This is a genomic window from Kocuria oceani (genome assembly GCF_029524215.1).
GTDB classification, from domain to species: Bacteria; Actinomycetota; Actinomycetes; order Actinomycetales; family Micrococcaceae; genus Kocuria; species Kocuria oceani.
Genome location: NZ_JARAMH010000060.1, coordinates 1 through 693 on the forward strand (window position 1 = coordinate 1; position 693 = coordinate 693).

Consider the following 693-nt stretch of genomic DNA (forward strand, 5'->3'; position numbering starts at 1 on the left):
GATCGCTGCCGACTTCGGCATCGCGGAATCCTGTCTGCGCAACTGGATGCGCCGAGCCGACGTCGAGGACGGTCTCAAGCCCGGAACGCCGGCGGCCGAGAACGTTGAGCTGCGAGAGGCGAAGAAGCGGATCCGTCTGCTCGAGCAGGAGAACGAGGTCCTGCGCCGCGCTGCCGCCTACCTGTCGCAGGCCAATCTGCCGGGAAAATGATGTACCCGCTCGTCCGTGAGCTGGCCGCCGACGGGATCCCCGTCGCGGTGACGTGTCGGGTGCTCAAGATCGCCCGGCAGCCCTACTACCGCTGGCTGGCCGACCCGGTGACCGACGCCGAGCTCGAGGCGGCCTACCTGGCCAACGCTCTGTTCGACGCCCACCGCGACGACCCGGAGTTCGGCTACCGCTACCTGGCCGACGAGGCCCGCGACGCCGGCCATACCGCCTGCGACCGCACCGCATGGCGGATCTGCTCCGCCAATGGCTGGTGGTCGGCGTTCGGCAAGAAACGCGGCAAGAACGGCAAGCCAGGTTCGCCGGTCCATGACGACCTCGTCGAGCGCGACTTCACCGCCAACCGGCCGAACCAGTTGTGGCTGGCCGACATCACCGAGCACAAGACCGCCGAAGGCAAGCTCTACCTCTGCGCCATCAAGGACGTGCACTCCAACCGGATCGTGGGTTACTCCATCGACTCC

Annotated in this window: 1 pseudogene; it reads left to right on the forward strand. The window is 67.4% G+C overall.

The annotated features are described in order from the left end of the window. Positions 1-693, forward strand: a pseudogene (locus PU704_RS19960) (transposase family protein); the annotation flags it as partial.